The sequence below is a fragment of the Bradyrhizobium sp. YR681 genome, from assembly GCF_000282615.1.
Taxonomy (GTDB): Bacteria; Pseudomonadota; Alphaproteobacteria; order Rhizobiales; family Xanthobacteraceae; genus Bradyrhizobium.
The window spans coordinates 20816-40452 of sequence record NZ_AKIY01000004.1; the positions used below are offsets into that span (position 1 = coordinate 20816).

Annotated in this window: 18 protein-coding genes; 9 read left to right on the plus strand and 9 right to left on the minus strand. The window is 58.2% G+C overall.

The window, feature by feature from the left end:
• Positions 1-13: 13 nt before the first annotated feature.
• From PMI42_RS00135 to PMI42_RS00140, 3 genes are read right to left on the minus strand one after another with little or no spacing between them, the layout of a single operon-like run.
• On the minus strand, positions 14-982 hold the full coding sequence (locus PMI42_RS00135) for a hypothetical protein (RefSeq protein WP_008129376.1): 969 nt from the start codon (positions 980-982) through the stop codon (positions 14-16).
• Between the two features lie 60 nt (positions 983-1042).
• Positions 1043-1141: an XRE family transcriptional regulator gene (locus PMI42_RS40725; protein WP_008129377.1), complete on the minus strand. Its 99-nt coding sequence runs from the start codon at positions 1139-1141 to the stop codon at positions 1043-1045.
• 15 nt (positions 1142-1156) lie between these two features.
• Positions 1157-5179 carry a P-loop NTPase gene (locus tag PMI42_RS00140; protein WP_008129379.1) on the minus strand — a complete coding sequence of 1341 codons (4023 nt, stop codon included), beginning with the start codon at positions 5177-5179 and terminating at the stop codon, positions 1157-1159.
• Between the two features lie 154 nt (positions 5180-5333).
• On the opposite strand from PMI42_RS00140, the gene PMI42_RS00145 reads away from it, so the two are divergent.
• From PMI42_RS00145 to PMI42_RS00160, 4 genes are all read left to right on the plus strand, one after another.
• On the plus strand, positions 5334-6461 hold the full coding sequence (locus PMI42_RS00145; protein WP_008129381.1) for a Fic family protein: 1128 nt from the start codon (positions 5334-5336) through the stop codon (positions 6459-6461).
• A 1475-nt stretch (positions 6462-7936) separates the two neighbouring features.
• Positions 7937-9346, plus strand: a complete 1410-nt coding sequence (locus PMI42_RS00150; RefSeq protein WP_008129384.1) for a DUF2130 domain-containing protein — start codon at positions 7937-7939, stop codon at positions 9344-9346.
• A gap of 187 nt (positions 9347-9533) precedes the next feature.
• Positions 9534-9830 (plus strand): nucleotidyltransferase family protein, encoded by a 297-nt coding sequence (locus PMI42_RS00155; protein WP_008129385.1) that lies wholly within the window; start codon positions 9534-9536, stop codon positions 9828-9830.
• Complete coding sequence (locus PMI42_RS00160; protein ID WP_008129386.1) at positions 9830-10192, plus strand: HepT-like ribonuclease domain-containing protein; 363 nt, start codon at positions 9830-9832, stop codon at positions 10190-10192. The genes PMI42_RS00155 and PMI42_RS00160 overlap by 1 nt, the downstream gene beginning before the upstream one ends.
• 42 nt (positions 10193-10234) lie before the next feature.
• Here the strand turns inward: PMI42_RS00160 and PMI42_RS00165 are convergent, their stop codons facing one another.
• Both PMI42_RS00165 and PMI42_RS00170 read right to left on the minus strand, forming a co-directional pair.
• Positions 10235-11710, minus strand: coding sequence for a UvrD-helicase domain-containing protein (locus PMI42_RS00165; RefSeq protein ID WP_008129387.1), 1476 nt, complete (start codon positions 11708-11710; stop codon positions 10235-10237).
• Entirely contained in the window at positions 11700-13463 is a 1764-nt protein-coding gene (locus PMI42_RS00170) for an ATP-dependent nuclease (RefSeq protein ID WP_008129388.1), read from the minus strand. Before PMI42_RS00170 ends, PMI42_RS00165 begins: the two co-directional genes overlap by 11 nt.
• Before the next feature lie 101 nt (positions 13464-13564).
• Here PMI42_RS00170 and PMI42_RS00175 point away from each other — a divergent pair, with 101 nt between their 5' ends.
• The 5 genes from PMI42_RS00175 to PMI42_RS38860 all read left to right on the plus strand — a co-directional run bounded on the left by PMI42_RS00175 (position 13565) and on the right by PMI42_RS38860 (position 16516).
• Entirely contained in the window at positions 13565-14044 is a 480-nt protein-coding gene (locus PMI42_RS00175) for a hypothetical protein (protein ID WP_008129390.1), read from the plus strand.
• A 273-nt stretch (positions 14045-14317) separates the two neighbouring features.
• Positions 14318-14890 carry a hypothetical protein gene (locus tag PMI42_RS00180; RefSeq protein WP_157195680.1) on the plus strand — a complete coding sequence of 191 codons (573 nt, stop codon included), beginning with the start codon at positions 14318-14320 and terminating at the stop codon, positions 14888-14890.
• A 363-nt stretch (positions 14891-15253) separates the two neighbouring features.
• Positions 15254-15580, plus strand: coding sequence for a DUF3768 domain-containing protein (locus PMI42_RS00185; protein ID WP_008129393.1), 327 nt, complete (start codon positions 15254-15256; stop codon positions 15578-15580).
• Positions 15581-15591: 11 nt separating this feature from the next.
• Positions 15592-15861 (plus strand): hypothetical protein, encoded by a 270-nt coding sequence (locus PMI42_RS00190; protein WP_008129394.1) that lies wholly within the window; start codon positions 15592-15594, stop codon positions 15859-15861.
• 130 nt (positions 15862-15991) lie between these two features.
• On the plus strand, positions 15992-16516 hold the full coding sequence (locus PMI42_RS38860) for a hypothetical protein (RefSeq protein ID WP_157195681.1): 525 nt from the start codon (positions 15992-15994) through the stop codon (positions 16514-16516).
• 106 nt (positions 16517-16622) lie between these two features.
• Here the strand turns inward: PMI42_RS38860 and PMI42_RS00200 are convergent, their stop codons facing one another.
• The 4 genes from PMI42_RS00200 to PMI42_RS00215 all read right to left on the minus strand — a co-directional run bounded on the left by PMI42_RS00200 (position 16623) and on the right by PMI42_RS00215 (position 19605).
• Positions 16623-18446, minus strand: a complete 1824-nt coding sequence (locus tag PMI42_RS00200) for an FtsK/SpoIIIE domain-containing protein (RefSeq protein WP_008129397.1) — start codon at positions 18444-18446, stop codon at positions 16623-16625.
• Positions 18447-18448: 2 nt separating this feature from the next.
• The gene (locus PMI42_RS00205) at positions 18449-18946 is read right to left on the minus strand and encodes a hypothetical protein (RefSeq protein ID WP_008129398.1); all 498 of its coding nucleotides are present in this window, start codon (positions 18944-18946) and stop codon (positions 18449-18451) included.
• A gap of 96 nt (positions 18947-19042) precedes the next feature.
• Positions 19043-19267 carry a hypothetical protein gene (locus tag PMI42_RS00210; RefSeq protein ID WP_035964092.1) on the minus strand — a complete coding sequence of 75 codons (225 nt, stop codon included), beginning with the start codon at positions 19265-19267 and terminating at the stop codon, positions 19043-19045.
• 2 nt (positions 19268-19269) lie between these two features.
• Complete coding sequence (locus PMI42_RS00215) at positions 19270-19605, minus strand: hypothetical protein (RefSeq protein WP_008129401.1); 336 nt, start codon at positions 19603-19605, stop codon at positions 19270-19272.
• Positions 19606-19637: the final 32 nt, after the last annotated feature.

Consider the following 19637-nt stretch of genomic DNA (forward strand, 5'->3'; position numbering starts at 1 on the left):
GCTAGCTTTCACTTTATGCGGTCAACTTGCCATAGGCAGACAAAATGTGAGCCGTCTCGGCACCGTCGATGATGCAATAGCGTCGTGGCCGGCGCGGATCGTAAGCAAGGCTCTCCGTGATTCGAACCACGGTATTCTCAATTTTGTTGCAGTGCTGCACTATGATTAGATCGACCGGCTCTTCGAACGCACGGATGAGCTGATCGCCGCGTTTCCCCATGTTGCCGGGATGGAGTGGGCCAGGCACGGATGGCCCTTTAAAAATAAACGCTGCCGACGTCGGCTTGTCGTCGATCGTCAAACGCGTGGTCTGCAGGTCAGATTTCTCGCCACCCCAGTCCTTAGACACGTAAGGCTCCCCGATGATGTCGGCGAAGGCCTGTTTGACCGCTGCTTCAGGCATGCTCTCGATTGCTCTGAGGTCAGCGGCTGTTGGCTGCGACCTCTGCCCAATTCGTGAGAATTGGTCTATCTGCTGCGGATAGATACGAATCGATGTGGCGATGGGCATGGGAAGGACAGCGCCTTCAATTTCTTCGCCGATGATGTAAGGAAAGACTTCCGCCTTTTGACCGTTGAATTCGAAGTGGCCGGCAACAAGCATGCGCTTCTTACCCTTCAACACCCCGACCGACGTGTCGGAGAAGAAGTGCGCGCTACTTATCTCGCCAAACATTTCGTATTCGGCCGTCGCCAGAGGGATGTTTCCTCTCAGCGTCGCATTCTTGGGCGGCTTTCCGTTTTGCTCTCGCCTGCTCGCTTCGGCCGCGCCAGAAAACGAAAATACGCCCCACACAAAGCCCAGAGCGCGTTTGCCTTCGACGTCCTTCGTGGCAACCACCTCGGTGAGGTTTGGGAATCGACCCTGGCGAAGCAGCTGTTGAGCCGTGGCGGTAACGTCTCTCATTGCCAGTACCCGTTCGCTCGAATTGTCGGCGAGCGGGTTTTGCGCTTCGACTGCGAAATTGATGTCAGCGAGCAAGCCGAGGCGCCGGCTGTTGAGGTAGTATGGAAAAGCCGAGTGTCCTCGAAGCCGGCCATATCAATGCCCTCTATTGTTGGCGATCATGCTCATCAGCCTCGCGACTGAAATCATCCTGAAATCGCCCCTGAGCAGCTTCGATAGGTCGGGTTGCTTCATGTCAATGACCTAGCATCAGTCTTCAAATGATTCCCTGACGTGCCGAGACTCCGCGAGGCCTTCCTCGGCATGTTTCCGGATTCCGTCGTAAAGCTTATGCGCGGGCGAAAACCGTGGGAGTGATTGGAGTATCTGCTCGCTCTGCTCCTTCATGGAGACATCTCGCGGCATCGGTTCTCCCGCAGCGCCTGAACGGACACCGCTGATCGCCGAACTGAAGAGGGCGCCGATTGCGCGCTTCAGCGCTTCCGGGCCTACCTGCTTGGCCTTTTCCAGATAGCGTTCAACGAACGGACGATGGGTGAAAACGAAGGAATGGTGCGCCTCGTTGAGGATGCCGGCGATGAGATCCATGTCTTGCTCGTCCGATGTCGCAATCCATTCTTCAAGGAACTTGACGGTTTCCCCATCGAATGGCCGGAAACAGGTCTCGAACAGCTCTCGGGCACGGTAGCCGAACAGGAAAGGCTTGCCTTTGCCCGCTCTCATCCATTCTGCCACCGTCCTGAGCAGCTCCGGATAGATTCCGGAGTCGTGAAATCGGAGCGGCACGTGACCATAGGGGCCGTGGTTTATCGGCCGGTACTTCCATTCCTCATTCTCACCAGCTCGATCAACGCGGCGCATGAAGAAGTTCATGGTCTCCCTGGGAAATGCCTGCGACGCCTGCGCCAGAAACTCTTCGACCCAGTGACCGTCCAGCTCGGCAATTGCCATCAGCTTGTCCAGGAGGCATTCAACGTCCTCCTTCGCCAGATGCTTGAACAATCCATTGAACGAGAAGACCGTCAGCAGTTCGTCGGCGAGCTGTTCTGATTCGCCGATATTTGCAGCACGGGTCAGTTCGATGACCAGGCTGACGTTCTCTTCGGGGAGAGTCGTAAGGGCATTGATCGCATTCCGGACGACCGAGGCGTTCGGGTTGGAGAGCAGTGAGCGCAGGACTGCGATATCGGCCTCGTTGTAGAGCCCGCTGGCCAAGAGCCGGTAATAGGCCTGAGCAACCGAGGCGAGGAATTGTTCGCGGCCCGTCGCAAGCAGCTTCTCGATTGCCGCGCGCGCTTCGTCCGGGCTGTGATCCCATAAGGCGATCAGGGCCCCGGGCAGAAAGCGGGCAGTCTCCGACTCAGAATGGGCCAAGGCGTTAGCCAGAGTGGCCCGACCGAACTCGATTGATGACCGAGTCAGGGCTTCATACAGCGTATAGGGTACCGCAGACGATCGTTTGTAGTTCCTGGCAATGCTCGCTAGAAGGTTGCCGATGAACGCGCGACGCGCCTCTGCGCCGGGATAAGTGGTCTCCAGGTCTGAAACCAGCGTAGAGATGTGGGCGGCCCACTTCTCCCGATGCTTGATCGGGTCGATGCGCCGAAATTCGATGCCGTGGCCATCGACGAGCACCGTCAGAGTCCGAAAGCCAAGAGATTTGGGTAAGCCTGCCTGAAGGCGGCGTGCCGCGTCAGTAGCGTCGCCTTTTCCGTACTGAATGTGCCACGAGATCGCTTTCCATACCGATAACTGGACGAGGTCGTCTACGGGGCGAGCCCGGAGCGCGGCCTCGAGCGCACTTAAGCCTTCGACGAAAACGCCGGTCCACTCGTCCCGAGTCTTCGGCGAAACGGTGCTATTGAACATTCCCATCGGGTATCTGAAAGCCTTGCTCAGCGCGTCAGCCGCGAGAACACCGATACGGATTTCCGGATCGAAAAGCAGGTCGATGATTTGAGTCAACACCTTAGCGCGGAGCGACTTGATTGCCTCGACCCTCACGAAATGGGGTTTGAAGGTCAGCGAGAAATTGTGGGATTCGGTGATGTGCCCTTCGGTATCGAAGATAGGTGTAAGGATATCCAGCGGCGTGTAGGCGTATTGCCATGCATCCGGTCGCTCAAGGAGTGACAGCCCGAAATCGACGATTGCTTCGTTGTAAACTAGTGGCTTATTCGGTTGGACCTCGCACAATTCCGCTAGAATGCGGATCGGGTGCTCCGGATGCTGCGCAAGCGGGCGGCTGTCGTGCTTGCCCAGCTCCCAGAGGGCTTCGCAGGCTGGGCGCACTTGGGCAAAATTGAACGCCGCGTTGCGAAGAATTTCGGGGAGTTGCTGGAGAAACTTGCCTTCGTGAATCAACCGCTCCGCAAACTCGATTGCTTTAGAGGGCTGATAGTAGGCAACCGCCGCAACTGCCTTAATGTGTGGATCGCTGTAATCGCGCTCCGGCTTGAGCTTACTCCAGACTCCGTCGACCAGTTTGCTGTTACTGGGATCGCCATTTGACCGCCGCCAATCCAGTCGGCTGAGGTTGATCAAGAGATGTTCGGCTTGTTTTTCGCTAGCATGCGCGAAGACGGTCTCGGCATAGCCTGATGAGGCACCCAGTGCGCCGACACAATGCTCCTCAATGATGTAATCGGCCAGGACGTCGGGCGAGAGCCTGAATTGCGCACCGCGCTTAAACAGCACGCCGGCTTCGGTCAGCAAGCGCATGATACGGCTAGCATCGTGCGGTTTGACGTTCTCAACTTGCTCGATGACGTGAAGCAGAGCCGAATCTTCGGGATGAATAGGTTGTAAAAGCGCAAGCATCCGTAGGACGTTTTTGATTGTTTCCGCTTCGCTCTTGTTTCCTATCTGTCCTGCGATGATGGTTTGAAAGCGCGAGAAAAGCAGCGTCCTGAAGGTGTCTTCGTGCTGAGCAAGATCCAACCGCCGCTTCTCTTTAGCGACGACTTGAGCACCTACGACGGTGGCCAACGGGCAGTCGCGCGTGAGGCGGGCGATGTCCTTTGCAGCGGAAATCGGACCACCGTGCTTCTTCAGGACCTGTCCCGCGAGTTGTTCGCTCTCTGCTTGGGTCAATCGCTCCAGTACAATTTCCCTGAGGGATGGGCCGACCAAGGAGAAGATGCTGGCCTGCGCCTTGATATGGTCGAGCCCATAGGGACGGAAGGAGAGGAAAAGCTTGGCCTTGTTGGAAGGATCGGCAGCGTACTGGAAGAGCATCTGCAAATCGCTCTGGTCGTGCGCGTCATCGACGACGAGCAACTTCTCCTTACCGCCCAAATCCTCAAGGCTTTTCTTTGTCAACTCGGCGTTGCGCGACAAGTAGCGGACAACGATGCCTTTGTTGTCGGCTTCGAACGCCTCGACGGCCTGTTTGAGAACGCGTGACTTGCCGGACCCGCCGGTGCCGATCAGCAGGACTGCTGAAACGCTCGGTTCACTTAGAGCCTGCTTCAGGGCGTCGAGGTCGCCCCGGCGGCCGACGAGGTTCCAGACATGGTTGAACACGCCCTCAGCGTTGTTGAAGGCGGCAAAGAATTCGTCGCTGGTTTCCCAGGGGCCTGCTTCATTGACACCGAGGAGTGCGAAGCGCTGACCCCGAAAGAAGATATCGACCAGCCTCACCTGATCGGCGATGGGGAACTGGCGGATCTTGTAGGAGATGTCTTCGCGGTCCCAGATTTCCCAATCCGGATGACTCTTGATGACCGCGCGGTCTTGCGGGCTCGCGATCTTGGTCAGCAACAGGACCTTTTTCGCGGCCGCCGCCGTGTGTTTGGCGACTGCGTCGCGCACTTTTTGAGGGCCGAATTGATCGACGCGCTTGCATTGAAAGCTGAACGTCGTGCCGTCGGGGAAGTTGGCGGTAACGTCGAGGCCATCTTGGGTGTGTCCCTGTCCGCCGGCATGTTCGACGCGGGCTTCGGGGTACATGGCCTGTAAGAAGTGCCGACAGAAGCGTTCAAAGCTGTCCGGCGTAAGTCCGTCAATCGGGAATGGCTGGTCAAAACTCACCACCGCCGTCTTTTGGGTGAAGCCCGCCGCAGTGAAGAGGTCGGCCACCTCAGCCTTCAGCACGGCTGCGATGAGAGGCATCTGCTTGTCGCGCGGGCGGGATAGGCCCGCCTCCCACCTGCTCACCGTTTGCTGGCTGCTTTTGACGAGGGTCGCCAATTCGGCTTGGCTCTCGATTCCCGCCTTTTGGCGGAGTTCTACCAAAAGCCTTCCGAGCGCATCGTATGGAGGTGGTGCCATTTCATTACTCATTTGTAGGGTAATACCCATAAAATGAGTGAATGCATAGCCATGTGTGCTCAGAAAACGCACTGGTCGGTGATGAGTTATAGCATGGCTTTCTATAGCTCATTTGGCCATCTAGAGTGAGTTATAGAAAGGAGCGCTATAACTCATGTCCTGGAACTGGGAAGAGCCGACCTGGCCCCAATTTACCTATGAAGCGGCCGCCCTTGAGCCGCTGGAGGCTGAATTCCTGCTCCGCTCAGGAGAGTTTATCGGCGCCTTCAAGCATGTCCGCCCGGACGACCAGGAGAACCTGCGGATTGAACTCATCAGCGAGGAGGCTCTGAAAACTTCGGAAATCGAGGGTGAGATCCTGAACCGTGACAGCGTCCAGTCGTCGTTGCGGCACCAGTTCGGCCTTGGTGATGGACAAGCCGGCGCGCCTCCTGCGGAACGAGGAATCGCGCAGATGATGGTCGACCTGTATCTCAACTTCGCTGGGCCGCTGACCGACGAGACCATGTTCGGGTGGCACAGCATGTTGATGAGCGGGGATCGGACCATCAAGACGATCGGAGCTTACCGCACACATCCTGAACCCATGGAAGTGGTCTCCGGGCCAATCGGCCGGCGCAAAATACACTTTGAGGCGCCGCCCTCTGATCGCATGGCGGCGGAAATGGGCGCGTTCATAAAGTGGTTTAACGGCTCCGGGCCGGACGGCATGCTACCGTTGCCGGCAATTACGCGCTCCGCCCTCGCGCACCTCTATTTCGTCAGTGTGCACCCATTCGAAGATGGGAATGGCCGGATCGGTCGTGCGCTGGCGGAAAAATCACTCGCGCAAAATCTAGGACAGCCGACCCTCATTGCGTTGGCCTACACGATCGAACGCAAGCGGAAGGCCTACTACGAGGCCCTTGAACGCAACAATAAGCGCATGGAGATCACCGATTGGCTGCTCTACTTCGGCAGCACCATCCTCGAAGCGCAGGAAAATACCAACAAGCGGGTGGATTTCTACATCGCGAAGACGAAGTTCTATGAGCGTCTGCGCGGGCAATTCAACGACCGCCAGGAGAAGGTCATTGCCCGAATGTTCAAAGAGGGAATTGACGGCTTCAAGGGTGGTCTAAGCGCGGAGAATTACATCACGATCACAAAGGCGCCCCGCGCGACGACAACACGTGACCTTCAGGACCTCGTCGCCAAAGGCGCGCTAACCAGAACGGGCGAGCTCCGGCATACGCGCTATCACCTGAACCTAGGTGAGCCCACGCCTCCAGCTCGCGCCTGATCGGAAAACGGTGGATGTTCGGCTGACTATTACACGAAACGAAGCTCGGAACGCGAGGCGAGGTCAACAATGACGGCAATATGCTCTGCGCCTCGAAGCCGACCCTCTCGCACGCCGAATATGACCAGCCCGCAAGCCAAGGGTAGCGAGCTGATGTATCGCGTATCGTTTCGGTAATCTCATGCTCTTAAAGGCGCGCGCCGGCCGAAGCCGACGGCGCCCCTAAGTTTGCCGAGCCTGACGTCGCGATCAACTCGTTAGCGGAAGAATGAACTCGGTAAACGGTCCCACGGGTTCTCTTCGTCCTGCCCGCCGTAACGGCTATGGAGGTAACGAAGCTCATCGCGAACGGCTTGCGGATTGGAATTTGCCAACACAAGCAGCGTGCGCACTTCACGAGGACTTAAGCGGTAATGATACGGCTCCGGATATCGGGACATGTTGTGACCCTTTGCGTTGAGGCCGAAGGATCATGCCGACCCGAAAAGCAAATGGCCGCGCACACGCGCGGCCATTGAGGCTCTTCGAAATTGTCAGGAGTAGCTATTCCTGGGTCGGCCATGACTCTCACTGTGTCTAGGGACTTTGTAGAGGCGGCGTGGCGTCCGCAGCCGAGTCTCGATCTCGGTTAACCGTTAAGATACCAATGACGAAGCAAGGGAGTCAACGATTGAGACGAACGAAGACCCCCGCGGCATAAGCCACGAGGGTCTTCGAAGAGGCATCGGGCCTCAAATGATCCCCAGGTCGCCACAACCTGGGGGCTTTGGCTTCGCCCTAGACAACGGCCGACGTCAAAGCAACTCGAAAAGGGTCAAATGAAAGATCAGTAGTCCAGAACAAAATGAGAACAAGGCTTCTTTTAGTCAAACGAAAAATGCGCCGGTGCACCCGGCGTGCCGCTCATTGGGTGCCGCAGCACCGTGACCAGAACCCTTCTGTCTTGATCCGCCTTCGCCTGCAATCTCAGCAAAAATGGCTGACCTGGAGGATGACGAGGTGACACTCAGCTTGGAAAACTGCCAAGGCAGTCCTCGGGACGATTCGATCAAGTTTTTGAATCGAGTCAAGCCTTTTTTCCCAGAACGAAGTCAGCTACCGGCGATAAGATGTGCGTTTGAGATCGCTCTGCCACCGCCCGAATCAACACCATCATTGAATCACAATGCGTAGGGCCGTCCAACGTACTTGGCGCCCATATTTGGTGGATATCGCCTCGGAAAGCCAAATGAGCCCGGGACAAGGCAGCGAGCGCACACAGGGGCGATACAATGGCGAAAGCTACCGGTTGCCTAGGTATCGCCAATCTTTAAATGGCAGCCAGGCCAAGACCGAAATGCGGGGAGAAAATGCCCGAAAGCGTGGCGGACTGCTTGACCGTCAAAATGCGTCCGTTCTAATTTTGTTCTCAAGGAGCGCGGCCGATTCTAGCCACGGCCCCCTTTGAATAACAGCGTCCCTAATCGGCCAGGACCATGCACGAGATCATCTGCCCCCACTGTACCAAGGCCTTCAAGGTCGATGAGTCCGGTTTTGCGGATATTTTGAAGCAGGTCCGGGACGCCGATTTCGCGGAGCAGCTCCACGAACGGCTGGAATTGGCCGAGCGTGACAAGCAAAGCGCTGTGGAGCTGGCTAAGGCCCAGGTCAGCGGCGATCTCCAAAAGACCGCGGCGGCCAAGGATGCAGAAATCCAAGAGCTGAAGTCCAAGCTTGAGGGGAGCGAAGTCTCGCAGAGGCTTGCCGTCAACGAAGCGCTCAGTGCCGTTGAAAAAGAGCGTGACACACTCGCGAACGCATTGGCGCAAGCCGAACGCGAGAAGAAGGCGGCCTCAGAGCTCGCTGAGGCGCTTTTGGACGGCGAGCTGCACAAAGTCTCGGCCGCCAAAGAAAAAGAAATCCAGGAGCTGAAGGCCAAGCTTCAGGCCGTCGAACTGGAGAGGAAGCTCGCCGTAACCGAAGCCGTTGGTGCCATTGAAAAAGAGCGCGACGAGCTGAAGAACGGCATCGAGCGGGTCCAGCTTGAAAAGCAGCTCTCCGAGCAGTCGCTCAAGGACAAGTATGAGACCCAGATCAAGGATCGCGACGACGCGATCGAGCGCCTCAAGGATATGAAGGCCCGCCTGTCGACCAAGATGGTTGGCGAGACCCTCGAACAGCACTGCGAGACCGAGTTCAACCGCGTGCGCTCGATGGCCTTCCCGCGGGCTTATTTCGAGAAAGACAACGACGCGCGGAGCGGCAGCAAGGGCGATTACATCTTCCGCGACGCGGACGAAGCCGGCACCGAGCTCATCTCGATTATGTTCGAGATGAAGAACGAGAGCGACAAAACCGCCACGAAGAGCAGGAACGAGGATTTCCTCAAGGAGCTGGACCGCGATCGCACCGAGAAGGGGTGCGAGTACGCGATCCTGGTCTCATTGCTCGAACCGGACAACGAACTCTACAACACAGGCATCGTCGACGTCTTCCACCGCTATCCCAAGATGTACGTCATCCGGCCACAGTTCTTCCTGCCGATGATCACGCTGCTGCGGAATGCCTCGCTCAACTCCTTGAAATACCGGACCGAGCTGGCGCTGGTTAAGGCGCAGAATATCGACATCACCCAGTTTGAAAGCCAGTTGGAGACGTTCAAGACCGCGTTCTCAAAGAACTACGACCTCGCCTCTCGAAACTTCCAGACGGCGATCGCCGAAATCGACAAGTCGATCGACCATCTGCAGAAGACCAAGGATGCGTTGCTGGGTACAGATCGCAACCTGCGCCTTGCGAACGACAAGGCGCAGGACGTGACGATCAAGAAGCTGACAAAGGGCAACCCGACCATGGCGGCGAAGTTTGCGGAGCTTAGGAGCCCGCCCGCTGAAGCGGCTGAATAAGGCCATTTCCTCTCCTTGTTACGAAGAGGCCAAGTCGGCTGCGTGAAATCGTGCAATCGCATTCACGATTTTAAGGTCCCTTCCTGAAGGATTGGCGCTCAGCCGACGATAGTTGCGATTCTGCGCCGCACTCTGCTTGTCAGGACCAGGTAGTCCCCGCCCACATAGAAATGTGGTATAAGGCATCATGCAAACGTCAGAGGTGATTTCACGCCTAAGGGCTGTAGAGCCGCAGTTGCGTGCGTTTGGCGTTGACGGGCTGTATCTCTTTGGTTCTTACGCCAGAAACGAAGCTGGCCCCGATTCTGACGTCGATGTCTTCATTGATAGGGCGCCCGGCACCAAGCTGGATCTCGACGCGTTCGTCGGCGCTTATGACGTTTTGAAATCCGCGCTGCCGGTCAACGTCGATTATGGCACGCGTACCGGCCTGTCGAAGCTCATCCGCGACCAGATCGAGATGGAAGCCATCCGTATTTTCTGATGGCACCCAGCAAGACGCCCGCTATCCGTCTTTTGCACATCATCGGTGAAGCCGAGGCCATCAATCGCGCGCTTGATGGCGTGTTGAGGATGGATTTCGAGGATTCCTGGGTGCTGCAGCGCGCAGTAGAGCATGGGCTGCTCATTATCTCGGAAGCTGCGAAATCGCTGCCTTCCGATCTCAAAGACAATGCGCCCAACGTTGCATGGCGCAAGATTGAGACGTTGGGCAATTTCCTGCGCCATGAGTACCGCGATGTCGATCCTGAGCTGATCTGGAGCATCACGCAGGACTACTTGCCAAATTTCCTCGCGGCTGTGCGGCTTCTCGCGGAAAGCTTGCGTGAAGTGGAGTCGGTCTAGCTTTCTTGCACCAGCTCCTAACTTGGGCTGGCAGGCATCCATTCACCCATTGTTCGACCGCGCGCGCTTTCTAGAACTTTGCGAGGACTCGACTTTCGCATTCAAGATCGGCGTTGCTGAAACGATAGTTATGGTTCGAGAGGCTCTGGTAAGGGCCACGTACAGGTCGTTGCGGCTCAGCTTCTCCGGTGCAACGATGATGGCGTGATCGAATTGAAGGCCCTTTACCAGGAGCGTGCTTCCAACAGACCGTTGCGCCAAGCGCCGCCCGGCGTGCCGCAACTTGTTCTGAACGTGCCAAGCGGCATCTGCGAGAGTTGAATGCTCACCAGCGATAAACAGCCTCAAGGTGTTCTGCAAGGCTGACAACAGTTCTCTCCGGAAAGCGATCACGCCCGGCTGCCGACGCAGACACTCCAGCAGGCGGAGCACGTGGGCAAACTCGTTCGATGCAAGGACATCGAGAGCCGCGCGCTCGGCCTCAGTGAGCGCTTTCCTTGGCTTCCATCCCCCCGCCATGCGAGTCACTCGACGCTCGAAGGCGGCTTTCGCCAAACCCGACATGGCACCAGCTGCAAGATCTAGGACTGTAGTAAGCCGATCGCGGCCCGTACAAGCCTCAATTGTGTCAAGGAAGCTGCCCAGGGTTTGACAGGCTACCGGCTCGATTGCGGAGCATTTCAGCTTCGCCGCCAGCGAACCGCGGATGAGCTCGCTGGCCTTGTCGCCGATGACGATCAGCGTCTCTTCGCCCCGAAGCTTGACCGAACGTCCTGCCGATATATTCGCCTTAAGTAGGTCTTGCTTGGTCGACGACTGCGGAATGACGCGTGACACGCATCTCGGCGCCGCTGCCAGGTCGACGCGGTTTATCTGTTCCAGCTGCTCACGGATGGCTATGAGCCAGCACCCTAGCTTGTCGTTCTTCACTCGCTTCCATCGCCAGGGCTCTCTAAGCGCACCAATCTCAGGAAAGTCAGTGGTAACGGTTTTCCAATCCGCGAGTTGCTCGTCGCGAAATCCAAAGATGGCCTGCAGCGGGTCGCCAAATATGCAAGTCGGTAGGTGTTGCGATAGCGCGAGGATCAATGCGTGCTGTTCGACTGTGCAGTCCTGATATTCGTCTACAAGCAGCCGTTGGTAAGATGCTTTCAAAACACTCGTGACGAATCCGCCGAGAACTAGTTGCGCAGCAGCGGCGTATACAGCCGGCCAATCCCCACCGCGTGGCTCGCGGGTTTTGAGCCCTGACCTCCGCGGGAAAGCTGCCGCAAATCTTAATGACCAACCTGCAATCGTCTCTAGGTCCGTGCGGTGAAGGCTGACGTGTTTTTCCTTCAGCCGCTGACGCAGTGTATCCACGCCAGCCAGGGTGTGAGTGAGAACAAGGCATTTGGCTGGGCCGCCCGCGGCCTTTACCACGTCGGCAATGCAATCGGTCTTGCCGCAGCCGGCTGGGGCAACGACGGACCCGAGCCGCGAACTCAGAACCGCGTCGATGATGGGCTCATTGCTCACGATCTACCCAGGCCCGAATCTCAGAGATCATCTCTGGAAACTTGCCCTTCAGCGAGTCGAGATGCGGTCCGACATGCTTGCGGCCGATCCACTCGGCATGAGTGATGTCCTTGAACCATCCGCGCTCGCCTGGCTTGCCTTTCGACTTTGTGAGTTCGCCCATGGCAATGCGAAGTTCGGTGTCGTCGGCAGCCTCCTGTACCTCTGCGACCGATTTAAAGCGCTTTTTGGAATACTTGCTGGAGAGACGGTCGAGAAATGACTCATCGCCATCCTGAATAGTGGCTGCGGCCCTGATGAGCCCGGCAACCGCCTCGGTCGGAAGATCCCGGAAAAGGTGATCCTCCGTCGCGTGGCCTGGGGCCCAGCGGAAGACGTTCACTCCCGCTGAGGTGAGTTCGTTGAGAATTTTAGCGTCGTTTGGCTCGCAGTCGTTGTCGAGCAGGAGGCCGACCCTATAGCCAAGCGCGTGGAAGTAGCCGGCGATGACCGGCGCGTTGTTGACGCCGCCGCCTGAGACCGGCACGACTCCGGCGGTGGAGAATGGTAGGCCTCCCTTACTCACCCAATAGTCGTCGAGACCCCTCAAGAGCCCAACCTCGGTTTTTCCCTCACAGACCAGAATGGCCGGTGCCAAGTAGGCCTGCGGGTTTACCCGCGGCTGAGACTGCACATCCAGCCCCGGGTAAGGCGTGTTGGCAGGAACGATGCTCACAGCACCCGTCTTGGGATGGCGCCTGACGACATTCAGCTCCCCGACGCCGAGCTCTTGGAGAACGACCGGGGAGTGCGTGGTCATAAACACCTGGGCTTTCGTCTTGCCGTCGGCGTTGTCCTTTTTCAGTTCCCGCAGCAGTCTGGATATGCGGTGTGGCTCCAGGCCGTGCTCGATCTCATCAATCAGAGCCACCGACGCCTTGGCTCTGGCGTAATCCTGCAAGGCGGCGATGAACAGGCGCGATGAACCGACGCCCAACCGGCGCAGAGGCAAATCTCCGTCATGCAATGATATCCCGCCACCGGACAGCCCCATCGCCTGGACGTCGAGCATAGCATGAAGCCGGTCACCCACTGGCACGCCGAGCCGCTGGGCGGCCAGCTTTGCCTCTTGTATCGTGTCAGCGAATAGAGTTTGCGAGTCTTTCGAGAATTCCTGGCGCGCGACACGTCCGGCTTCCGCCATGAGCCCACGGGAGGCGGCCGGACCCTTGGTTATCCGGTTGAGCACAGACTGACGTCCCCAGCCCAGATGCCGGTCTGCATAAGGCCCCAGCCGGCTTGGCGCGATATCCTGGCGATCCTGGAAGGCCAACGTGCGGCCGCTCTGCTGTTTCTCCTCGACACGCTCGTTGAAAAGCGCCCACTCCGCTTCAAGCGTGTGGTCCACAGTGAGCCCTATGGACAGCACATGCTCAAGGCCGCGTGCTTCGTCAGGCTCGTCTTCGAGCTTCTTCGCGGCGTTGTCCCAGCCGCGCAGGTAAGGGCCATACCGGTCCTCCTTCAGGAATTCAGGGGGCAGATCGCCGATGGTGACCGTGATCGCAATCGGGTTAGATTTCGGGTCAACGGCATAGAAATCAGTATCGTCGAAGGTGACGCTGTTGCGCGCAGCAAAAGCCAGCTCAATTGCATCAAGAACGGTCGTTTTCCCCGAATCGCCCGGACCCACCAAGCAATTGGTGCCGGGCGCCGGATACCATGAGAGCTTCTTGATACCTCTAAAGTTGACTATCTCGACGTGGACGATTCGCAAGCCCTACCCCCCCCTACCGAGAAGAGGCTACCATGGCGCCGCAACTAGTGGTAGCCGGTGGAGCCTAAGCCACGCCAGGACGTCCTCGAAGAGTCCATCCCATGCAGACGAACGACAACGGTGAGGCAATAAGCCTACCGATAGCTTCCCTCTACAAGCACTGGATCACTGCGGATGCTGTGAAGGCTCGCATGCTTCTGGAGACCCACGCTGCGGAAGACATGCCTCCGCAGTTGGTCGCCGAAGCCCAGAAATGGTCTCAAGTGCAGACGATGGCCGTTTTCTACGGGCTTTTCTATGTTGTGATTGAGGGATATCGCGAACTTGGTCTGAAGGATGAATCCATAGACGCGCTGCTTGAAGCGCATGACTACGAAAGCCGCCTTCGGCGATTTCGCAATGCGGTCTTCCACTACCAGGAAGATCCGTTCGACAGGCGTTTGATAGAGTTTCTTGATGCCAAGGACAGCGAGCACTGGGGCAAGGCGCTCTATGAGGCTTTTGAGAAGTTTTTTGCGAAGGTTCTCCCGATCAGGCAGACAGTCGAGCGGCTCCGTAATCTGGAGGCGGATAAAGCTTGACCGATTGTCGCGACTTTCAAATCATCGTAAGAACGGCTCTATCGGCAGAATCGGCTATGTTTGCAGGCAGAACATAAACCGCCGAAATTCCCGAAGGCGCGGTGTATGCTCATTCACAGCGCGATCATACGATAATGAAGAAATCGACATAGCCAGATGTCCCCGCGAAAGCAGCTATCTCGCCCAGAACGCTTTGGACTCTGGAAAGCTTGGGATGGTTGCTGCGCATGGTGCGCCGAGAAAGTCCTATTTAAAGACGTTCAGATTGACCACTTGATTCCGCTTGACGCTGTCGCTTCAGTCGATGCGCGCACGGATATTGTCAGCCGATATTCCCTGCCGACTGGTTTCGATTTTTCGGGTCTGGAAAACCTGGTCCCTTCATGCCCTAGGTGCAATCGCCTAAAGTCGAACCAGGTGTTTGAACCGTCGCCTGCGCTTATTCTCTTTATTTCGTCTGTTCGCCTCAAAGCGAGCCTTGCGCGGCACATCGCAAATTCTTTCGTCGCCGACGAGAAAAAAGAGAAGCTCTTGGCTAAGGTCGAGGCCGCCATGCAGAGAGGGGACATTACCGAGTCGGACATTACGGAGCTTTTTGCTTCGCTGCCCGTTCTCGTCAGAAAGGCCGCGGGTGCACAGCCTGATGTGTACCTACAGATTGCCCCCGGTTGGGAAGTCGTTGAGCAGCGCGGTCATCTCGTCACGGTTAGAGCATCAAGCGGCATAACCGGAATCACGTCGACATCCGGTGATGCGAGCTGGATCTGCCCGTCCTGCGGACACAATGGCCCGTGGAACGGCGTGATCTGTCTTTCCTGCGGCAGGATGAGCGATCCCGGCGACTGACAGCGTCGACCGCCAGGGCAGGGGCCAAACCGTATGACCGCAATTGCGATTTTGCGCCCACGCCCGGATGGTCCAAGTAGGCTGGGGGCTGTTCGTATGACGCAAGACGATCCGCGTGTATCTGATCGCCGTTTTCCCGATCGACAACTACTTCTTCGCCACTTTGTCGATCACAGTACTCCCCTTGAAAGGCTGCACCACCCGGCCGGTAAGGTCGGGTGAATAGGTCAGCAGCGCAACCCGTCAAGGCATCCACGCGGCGTTGCACGCGGAGCCTCCTTGACTGGTCGCTCAGGCCTGCTGCCCTCGAATTCTCCCGACCGGCCGCGATGGCGCAGCCGATAACCAAAGGGAGAACCTCACATGACCGACACCATCAAAATCCGTAGCTTGAACGACAGTTTTCGCCGGACACTCGTCGGCGGGTTGGTCCTGTTCACGCCCGGTGTCAAAAGCCTACCGCCGGAGTGCCAGGCCGAGTTGCTTGAGCTGGTGAGAAAGTTCGATCGCTTCACCGAGGACAACGACCCGTGGGGCGAGCACGACTTCGGCATGATCGAACTCAACGCAATCCGCCATATCTTCAAGATCGACTACTACGACCTGTCAGGCAGGGTTGCATCGCCTGATCCGGCTGACGCGACCGTTACCATGCGCGTAATGACGATTATGTGGGCCGACGAGTACTAGGAGGCGCCGACATGACCAAGATACTCAACGTCAATGATCTCTGCGACGCGATCGTGGGCTCCACACTCGATGTCTCCAGACAACGCGCCCTGATCGATGATCTGGAAACGACCGTAGCGCGTGTCGCCAAGACTCTGGCCGATCATTACGGGGTCATCGCTGAACGCGCCGAATACGAAGCCGGCTTCGGTGGCCTCTGCGTGAATTTCCGCCCGGCTTACGATGGCCAGGAATGCCCGGACGTCATCGATCACGGCGACGAAGGTGGCGACTGGCCGTGAGGTAAATAAAAGCCCCGCTTCGCACGCGGGGCTTTCGCGCTTGGCTTCTGCCAAGCAACATCTTTTCCCCGATCACGCACGTCCGAGGCTTTGGAATCATAACGCGGTCCCAGCGAGAGTATCAAGGAAAATGAAACGCTTCGCTTCCGGCCGCTTGGCGCGGCCGTTGCGGCGCGTTTCGTCCTTGCTGATTAATCCAAAGAAAGCAGAACCCATGTCCTCGCACACATGGTCCATGACCCTGACCGTTCGCACAGGTCGCTCCACCGTAACCAGTATGCGCGATTATCTCCGTCAGCGCGGGATAGTCGTTCCCATGCGCGACCGAGATGTGATCGCAAAGTATCTCCACCGCATTGTCGAGAACGGCAATGCCCGTACCGGCATAGAAGCTCCGGCGGCTATCACCCGGCCTACCTGGGTGAACAGCGCTGCCAGAGAAGGCCTTGAAGGGAACGCATCTCGAAGCAACGCAATCCACACCGAGCAACCGAGCCGCCTCGCGCTCGCGGTCGAGGGCTTCGCGGGCCTTATGATGCTCGCTTGCATCGCTCTGGCCACCGCTCGTGCCTTCACCCATACGCCGCCGTCCGTTCCGTGGTACACTACCGGGCATGCAACGCCCGTTTCCGCCTCCCAGCGTGTGCCTGACTAGGGCGTCTGTTGAGATGTTGCATATAGTATCAAGGAAAGGAGCCGCGCTTCGCTGCGCGCGGCCGCGCGTGGCGCGGCCGTGCTCACTCGCTTGGCTTCCTTTTTGATTACCAGCCACTCGACAAATCCAGATCGGGCGGCACATGGGACTGCAGCCGGATGCAATCACCCCGGCCATCGTCCAACAGGAACCGGCCGGTGCGCAGGTTGCGGGGGTCGATCGGCAGGTCATCGGTGTAATCGAGCACCGCGTCGATCGCTTGCCGGGTCTTGAGCCGAAAGCAACATCGGAAGCCCATGTTGGCCTTGAGGTTGCTGTCGATGGCATCGGAGGTCGGCTTCTGGAGCGCGCAGATCAGCACCACGCCAAGCGACCTCGCCGTGAGGACGATTTGTCTAAGGCTATTGGCGAGCCGGACCGCTAATGCCTTTTGTCCGGTCGCTTTTGCCTCGGCGATGTGCGCATTAATCATTGCGTGCTCGTCGATCACGACAAATACGCGCGGCCCTGACCACATTCTACGCCTTTGGGTGGCAAGTTGTGCCTTCCGAGCCTCCAAAAGCTCTATAATGCCGTCCAGCGCAGCCGCAACGCTCTCGATTTCGGTATAGACCCGCGCTTTGGGATGATCGTCATACAGCGCGAACTCGATGCGCTTCATGTCGATGAGGACGACTTGGTCGACATCGGGCGAGCGCAGAAGTTGAACAATCAACGAATGCAGAAAGACGGTTTTGCCGCTGCCGGGCACGCCGCCAACCAGCATGTGCTGGATCTTGTCGACGGGGATGACCACATCATCGCAGTCTTCGATCGGCGTACCGAATGTGATGCCGTGGGCGCCAGCGGTATCATCCAGATAGATGACGCCTGACCGGCGCTGCTTGCGCGCTTCATTGTTCGCCTGCTCTTGGGCAAACTCGATATCGCGCTTTGCCATCGCGAGCGCAAGCTGGGCATCTGCCTCGGCACGCTCGACCGCCTTGTTGGCTTCCGCGACGGCCTTCTGCGCTTGGTCTTTGGCCCGCTCCAGTTGCTGGCGCTGCAACTCGGTTGGCCAGCAACCGGCTCCAAGAGCGGAAAGAACCTCCGGCGCTGGTTTCATCCTCGCGAGCCAGTCTGCTAGCTGAGCTTGTCGGCCGGCGGCGATCTCGGTAACGACCCGTCGACTATCGGCCTCCACCGCGTCGCGAAATGACGCCGAGAATCTCTCAAGCTCGTGAGCCGCCCAGTAGCGTGCCATCGCATCCCGGATGGGTTTATTGAACCTCGCCCATGCGAGCTTTCGAGCGGTGGTGATAATCTCTATACGTTCCTGTTCTGACTCGTATCCCGTGCTGCCGTCGTTGACGCCAACGACCGGCATGGTGCCCCCGAGCGGCAGGTAGCAGCGAAACTCTATCGGTTCTCGCGATCCGTTTTCCGGCCAGTTGAACCACGCCTGGAAGGAAACCGCTTCAGGTTGAGGCTGCGTGTCCTGATCCCAAATGGCCGCGATTGGAAAGTCTGCACCGACCGCCGGTGGCGGTGGTACGGGATCAGTTCGCGTGGGCAGACTCTTGCCGGCTTCCATTGCCTGTCGCTGCCAGCTCAAGATCGCGGCGCGTGTCTGGTGCTGATAATGGCGGAGGGCGTACTGCTGAGCCTCGGAAAGGACGCGTTTCATTGACGTCTGGTTCGTGATGAGTCCACCACCGCCAGTCAGAAGCAATGCGCCACGCGTCTTAAACGCCGGAAGGCAGTAGAAAAATTCCAGCGTGTTGTAGCCAGTGTAACCAGGCAGCTTGAACCGGGCACTGAAGGGGTAGGTACCCCAAGGGTGTGGAGCATCCCCGCCCTCTGACCAATAGCTGTGCGGGAGCAAAGGATGCTTGCCGGCATCCGTCATTGGACTGATACCGGCAAGCAAATCGTGGAGTGCTTTGAACACGCTCAGCGCCGCCAATTATCAAACAGTTCGATCCAGCGCGGCGTGGGCTTGATGTCGCTGTCGTAATGCGGTGCCGTGCCGAGTGGTTGAGGCCCCAGGACGTTCAGCTCCGTATCGGTCAGCTTCATCCGGGCGCCGGGCTCGTACTCCACATACTGTTCGGCGGTTTCGACCAGGCCGCGGTGCAGGAGCCGGTAAAGCCACGGCGCCCGATCCTGGAAGTTGGTCGCCTTCGGCTCGAAAATCTCGCCGATCTCCTCAAGCTGGAAGATCGTCCGGCGCACCAATCGTCCCACCTTCATCTTCGGTGCGGGCGGCGGTTCGCCCTTTGCCTTGTAGTAGGACAGCACGCACTCGTGGTCGAACAGCCCCTTGTCTTTCAGACGGTCGCCAATGGGATGTTCGTTGTGTGCGTTCGCGCGATGGACATCGCGCATGAAGTCGCGCCGCGAAATCTCGCCGCTGCCGACCTTCGCAAGGTAGTCGCCGTATTCGCTCATCGTTGAAGGCTCCTGTTTTCGGGGCGACCGGGCGTCATCGCCCGGCCGTTGGTTCGGAGAAGCAGGGCCGCGCGGAAGTACGCGGCCCCGTAACGGTCAGGTAGAGCAGGTGGGGCAGCCTCGGCCCTGGATCGCCACGAGGTCCGCAAGGCACTGGCGTCGCCAGGTCTCGCGGTTTGCCACGTCGGCAAAGGGCTGAAGCAGCACCCGCTGCCCGATCGGTCGGCCTGTCGCCTCGTAGAAGGCACAGACCTGGCCGGGATCGATCGCCAACCAGTCGATCGCATCAAAGCGGGCAGCGAGGTCGTTCGCATCGGTCACCGTCAGGCAATTTTGGCTGCGGTGGGCGCAGGCACGGGCCGCTCAACGCGCGGCTCGCTCTTACCGGTCTCGACCTTGAGGTCGCGGACCGCGCGAAAGAACACCGAACCCTCGAACACCGAGTAGTCGACTTCGAGCTCGACAGCCGTGCCTTCCTTGTAGCTCTCGGGCTTCGCGCCTTCGGGCAGCCGGACGTTGAGGAGGCCGATACCCTTCTGGCCTCTCTTCACAAGCTGGACCGTATAACCAAGGATTTGACCGCGCTCGTTGCGGGACTCCTTGAGGTACTCCACGTCACCAGCGATGATGACTCTCGTGTTCATTTTCACTTCGCTCATTGCAGTCTCCTATTCAGGGATATGTCTCTCGA